Source organism: Coleofasciculus sp. A1-SPW-01 (assembly GCF_040217205.1).
Classification (GTDB): domain Bacteria; phylum Cyanobacteriota; class Cyanobacteriia; order Cyanobacteriales; family Coleofasciculaceae; genus Coleofasciculus; species Coleofasciculus chthonoplastes_A.
Map to the genome: position 1 here is coordinate 1 of NZ_JAVJNP010000131.1, position 5,316 is coordinate 5,316.

The window sequence follows — 5,316 nt, forward strand, 5'->3', positions numbered from 1 at the left end:
TCAAGGCAAAATCTAGGGATGGGCAATCCCGAAGTAACGCTACAGGAGTTGGAGCCTCTACGCTACTTGGCGCAAGCCTGGTAGAGCAAGTTCTGACGATGAATGTAGAATCCCACGCGCTTTAAGCCGTGGGAGTGTCAAAAGAGGAATATCCCCCCTGCGTAGGACGGAATTTACGACCTGTCTTGTTCAGAGAACCTGCTACAGTCAGAATGAAGAGTTAGTTTCCCTTGAGGGAAAGGAGGACTGTCGCATGACGTATGATGTTTATGATAGCGACAAACGCAAGCTTTTATCTGCCCTCTGTCATGGATCAATATTTATTAGTGCGGCGGTAATATCTATCGGTATTCCGATCGCCGTTTTGTTAGTGTCTGATGACCCAGTGGTCAAAGAAAACGCGACAGAATCGCTGAACTTTCACATTAACCTTTGGCTCTATGGATTAATCTTTGGCATCTTGACGATTGTGCTTATTGGTTGGCCCCTACTGGGTCTTTTGGCTATTGCGAATGTCGTTATGCCAATTATCGCAATTTTGAAAGTGTTGAACAATCCCGATCAATCTTTCCGTTATCCCTTTATCTTCCGTATTCTCTAGGTTTCGCTTCATTTAGTCACACCCATTCGGACTCCATTTAAATTAAAAGGTGGAGTCCTTTTTATCTAAATTATATAGCAATCCTAAATAGATTGTGGCAATGGTTGGTTCTCCCGTACATAAGGTGATAAATTTTCCTTATATGTGTAGCGATTGGCTTGATTTGAAGAAAACCTAGCTTAATCGCTTAATTAGTTGGTTCCATTCATAGTTACCGATGAATCCTTCATGGAGGTGAATGAAGGATTTTAGATCGTCTAGAGAGATAGCGGCAAAGGTAAACTTAGGCATGGCACTGAGATAACTTGATAGATAAAAACATACAAAATAGCGAGCGAGACGCTCGCACTACAACCATTCCCTGTTAAGAGTTCCCTATCCTCACCACAATCCTTATTCAGCAACCCTTAATTACCCTAAACCCAACTCACGTTTGAGTAAATTAATCGATTTTGTGCCAATATAATTTTCACTGCAAACCAGCTTAGGCGGACGGATCAGATCATCCCTGGCGTCTAGAATTGCCCGTTTAACGGCATCATAACTGGCTTGATCGCTAATAATTGTTCGCGCACTACGGACTAAGGCATTAAGTTTATATTTATCATTAACCTGAGCGGTAATCAGGAGTAAATCATCCCCACGCAAACTGTGGATAATCACATCTACAATCCGTAGAATACCCCCACTCAAACTTACACAGCCCAGACAGCTATCTTTGGGGAGAGTTTTAACAATTTCGATTTCTTCTCCGTAATCGTGGATATCCACCGGAATCACCCGCACAGATTTGGGCGCGGCGATCGCTTCGGCTTTTTGGATAAAATAGCGGCTGGTGACGACTGTACCGGAATTGGTGCGTTCTAGGGTTTGCTCTAATTCTTCTAAGGGGACTAACTGGACGGGAATTCCCAGGGCGGATTCCAATTCCTGCACCATTAACTCCCCTGCGCCCATATCTCGTGACTCTACGGTAACCAGCACTCTAGCACTACAGCGCAACCGCCAGTCAATTTCGGCTAAAAAGAGTTCGCGGGCTTCATTGAGGGAACATCCTTGCGAGAGTAATTCGTCCAGACTCTGCTGAACAATGCTGGATGCTTGTGGATATTGCTTGAGGATCGGAGATTGGCGCTGAGTGCCACCTTCATGACCCTGGGCTTTGACATAAATCCCTGATCCAGCGATGGATGCAACCAGTCCTGTTTCTTCAAGCTGGCGGTACACTTTACTGATTGTATTCCGATGCAACCCCGTCTCCATCGCTAACTGACGGGTACTGGGCAATTTATGTCCCGGTGGATATTGACGAGAGGCGATCGCAAACTGAATTTGGTCGAATAGCTGCTTTGAAGCAGGGATTTCGCTATCGGGCTGGATATGATGCTGAACCATTATAAAGTCTCCCAAGCACTTGCTCTTCAATAGACACAAGAGTATAACGTACAGTTGAAGATCGGATGGTGGGTGGCTGACCCTCTAGTCCTGACCTAGGCATTTCTCTAAGCATGTATCATTTGGCGGTTTATACCAGAATACCCTCTTGACTAAGCTCTTGTACATTTAAATAGCCGCTCCTGAGCAAAAACAAAACAGGTAATCTGTTAGCTTAATGATATGTGTTTATTAAATAGTCTAGTTTGATCGGCTTACAAAGTGCAACAGAATTTTTGTTTGTTTAAATCAGTAGATTGAAAACTAAAATCCTATTCTGGTTTGTCCAAATCATTAGAGGGTGGCTTACCCCCAGAAATAGACAATAAATCCTTGAAAAATAATAAGTAAACCAATAGAATTATAATAATCCGTAAATAATTTGCTGAATTGGGGGGACGTGAGCGTTACAATTAAGCAGAAGTTTGACCGTTGACCAGAAGGTCAAAAGCCATAGCAGCGAGGACTGCGATAGATCGACGAACAACAGCATGAACCTGAATTATGACGGCTAGAGAAATCAAAAGCGATTGGGTGAAGATTACAAACGGCTCTCTACAAATAGACGCTTACTTAGCGATGCCCGTGGGAGAGAAGTCTTTACCAGGGGTGGTCGTGTTGCAGGAAATTTTTGGCGTGAATGACCATATCCGAGACGTGACTCAGCGGATTGCCAAAGAGGGATATGTCGCGATCGCACCCGCCCTCTATCAACGCCAAGCCCCCGGTTTTGAAACGGGATACACAGAAGCTGACCTGAAAATCGGTAAGGAGTATAAGGCGCAAACGAAGGCGGAGGAACTGCTGGGTGACATCCAAGCGGCGATTGACTACTTACGGGGGCAAACACCCGTTAAATCGAATGCGATCGGCTGTATCGGCTTCTGTTTTGGGGGTCATGTCGCCTATCTAGCGGCAACCTTACCCGACATCAAAGCCACAGCCTCCTTCTATGGTGCAGGAATTGCCACGATGACGCCAGGAGGAGATGAACCAACGATTACCCGCACTCAGGATATTACGGGAACCATCCATCTCTTCTTTGGTTTGGACGATGCTAGCATCCCGGCTGAACAAGTTAACCAGATTGAAGCTGAACTGAAAAAGCAGCAAATTTCCCACCATATCTTTCGCTATGAGGGCGCTGATCATGGATTTTTCTGCGATCAACGTGCCAGCTATAACCCACAAGCGGCAAAAGATGCTTGGGAAAAAGTGAAGACGCTATTTCAGCAGGAACTGTAGTTATTCATCATCGATTATTTGTCATCAATAACTTCAAATGGCAAATAATAAATGATACATCGATTTTTTCAACACTTAATACTCATGACTTCAGAATCAACCCGTTCTCAAACCAGCAAAACTGCCTTTTCCATGGAAGATTTTGCCAAAGCCCTAGAAGAGTATGACTATGAATTTAGTCAAGGGCAGGTGGTGCGAGGCAAAGTGCATAGCTACGAGATGGAAGGCGTTTATGTCGATATTGGCGGGAAATCCTTGGCGTATGTTCCGGGAGGGGAAGTGTCAGTAGCACCCGTAGAAGATTGGTCAGAGGTGCTGCCATTGCAGGAAGAGTTAGAGTTTCTGATTATTCGGGAACAGAATGCTGAAGGTCAGATAACTCTATCACGGCGTCAGTTGGAAATCAATAAGATTTGGGATCAATTGGCGCAAGTGCAAGACAGTGGCAAGTCTTTACAGGTGCAGGTGACTGGCGTGAATAAAGGTGGTGTGACGATAGATTGGCAGGGATTGCGAGGATTTATTCCGCGATCGCACCTGAATCAACGGGGGAATTTAGAGTCGTTGATTGGTCAAAGTTTAACCGTTAGCATCCTGGAAGCCGATCGCGATCGCAGCAAGTTAGTCTTTTCCCAACGGGAAGCCACTCGCGCTGCAAGTTTCTCGATGCTAGAGGTTGGACAGTTAGTGGAAGGTACTGTCTCCAATATCAGACCTTTTGGTGTGTTTGTGGAATTAGAAGGGATTACTGGCTTGTTGCATATCAAGCAAGTCAGCCAAAATATGGTGGAATCATTGACGGATATGTTTGAGGTGGGTCAATCGATTAAAGCGATCGTGATTGATTTAGATGAAGGGACGAATCGCGTTTCTCTCTCGACAAAAGTGTTAGAAAACTATCCAGGAGAAATGGTGCATAAAATGGCAGATGTGATGGAAAGTGCTGAGGCACGTTCAGAACGGGCGAGGGCGAAAATGATCTAATCTAAACTGTTCTAAATTGTGTGTAAGGGCGGGTTTCACGATTAGCTTTTGAACGAACGGAGGGGAGGGCGGGTTTTGTAGCTAAGCTAGGGAAAACAATCAAAGTTAGTCCCTAAACCCGCCCCTACACAATCAAAATGTTGTAGTGGTTTCCTATTTTTTTATCTGAAACAGGAGGATCAAAATCCGATGGCGCAAGCAGATGAATCTAGCCGTACTCTTAGCGTAGATATTGGTGGAAGTGGAATTAAGGCGATCGTGTTAGATCAGGCGGGAAATCCAATCACTGAACGCCATCGAGTTACCACACCCCAACCCGCTAAACCGGATGCTGTCATTGACGCGATCGCAGAATTAGCCGCCGCCCAAGGAGAGTGCGATCGCGTATCTGTGGGTTTTCCTGGCGTAGTTATGGCTGGAGTCGTCAAAACCGCTGTGAATTTAGATCCCAGTTGGCAAGAATTTGATCTCGCGACTACCCTGTCTCAAGCCTTAAACAAGCCGGTGCGGGTGGCTAACGATGCAGATATACAGGGATTAGCCACAATTCAGGGTAAAGGGGTGGAATTGATGATTACTCTGGGGACAGGATTTGGTTCAGCCTTATTTATCGATGGTAAACTCGTCCCCAATCTAGAGATGGCGCACCACCCCTTTCGCAAAGGCGACACCTACGAACAACGGTTAGGGCGGGCGGCGTTAGAGAAGAAGGGAGAGAAGAAATGGAACAATCGTTTACAACGTGCGATCGCGACCCTAGCCGAGTTATTTAATTACGACTATCTTTATATTGGTGGCGGAGAAGCAAAAAAAATCACCTTCGAGTTACCAGCGAATGTCAAAATTGTCCCCAATATCAACGGATTATTAGGCGGAATTGCCTTGTGGCATGATTAATTTTTTCTAATTGTTTAAGCTGTTCGGCATTTAAACCTTAATATCAATAATGGCGCAATCCTTGTAGTGCGTTTAGCGAAGCCATGCCGCAGGCTTTAGCGAAGCCATGCCGCAGGCTTTGCATCTTGCTCGCTACTAATACCCAATTTAAATGC

Annotated in this window: 5 protein-coding genes; 4 read left to right on the forward strand and 1 reads right to left on the reverse strand. The window is 45.3% G+C overall.

Translation table 11 applies throughout. The features are described 5' to 3' along the window. Positions 1-253: 253 nt before the first annotated feature. Positions 254-601 carry a DUF4870 domain-containing protein gene (locus tag RH949_RS20650; protein ID WP_006105982.1) on the forward strand — a complete coding sequence of 116 codons (348 nt, stop codon included), beginning with the start codon at positions 254-256 and terminating at the stop codon, positions 599-601. 411 nt (positions 602-1,012) lie between these two features. Here RH949_RS20650 and RH949_RS20655 read toward each other — a convergent pair whose 3' ends face one another. Next, positions 1,013-1,996 (reverse strand): GntR family transcriptional regulator, encoded by a 984-nt coding sequence (locus tag RH949_RS20655; RefSeq protein WP_006106028.1) that lies wholly within the window; start codon positions 1,994-1,996, stop codon positions 1,013-1,015. Between the two features lie 543 nt (positions 1,997-2,539). Here RH949_RS20655 and RH949_RS20660 point away from each other — a divergent pair. The 3 genes from RH949_RS20660 to RH949_RS20670 all read left to right on the forward strand — a co-directional run bounded on the left by RH949_RS20660 (position 2,540) and on the right by RH949_RS20670 (position 5,161). Further along, on the forward strand, positions 2,540-3,280 hold the full coding sequence (locus RH949_RS20660) for a dienelactone hydrolase family protein (RefSeq protein ID WP_446355793.1): 741 nt from the start codon (positions 2,540-2,542) through the stop codon (positions 3,278-3,280). 84 nt (positions 3,281-3,364) lie between these two features. Next, positions 3,365-4,264, forward strand: coding sequence for a S1 RNA-binding domain-containing protein (locus RH949_RS20665; RefSeq protein ID WP_006106065.1), 900 nt, complete (start codon positions 3,365-3,367; stop codon positions 4,262-4,264). Positions 4,265-4,453: 189 nt separating this feature from the next. Beyond that, positions 4,454-5,161 carry an ROK family protein gene (locus RH949_RS20670; protein ID WP_006106030.1) on the forward strand — a complete coding sequence of 236 codons (708 nt, stop codon included), beginning with the start codon at positions 4,454-4,456 and terminating at the stop codon, positions 5,159-5,161. Positions 5,162-5,316 lie beyond the last annotated feature (155 nt).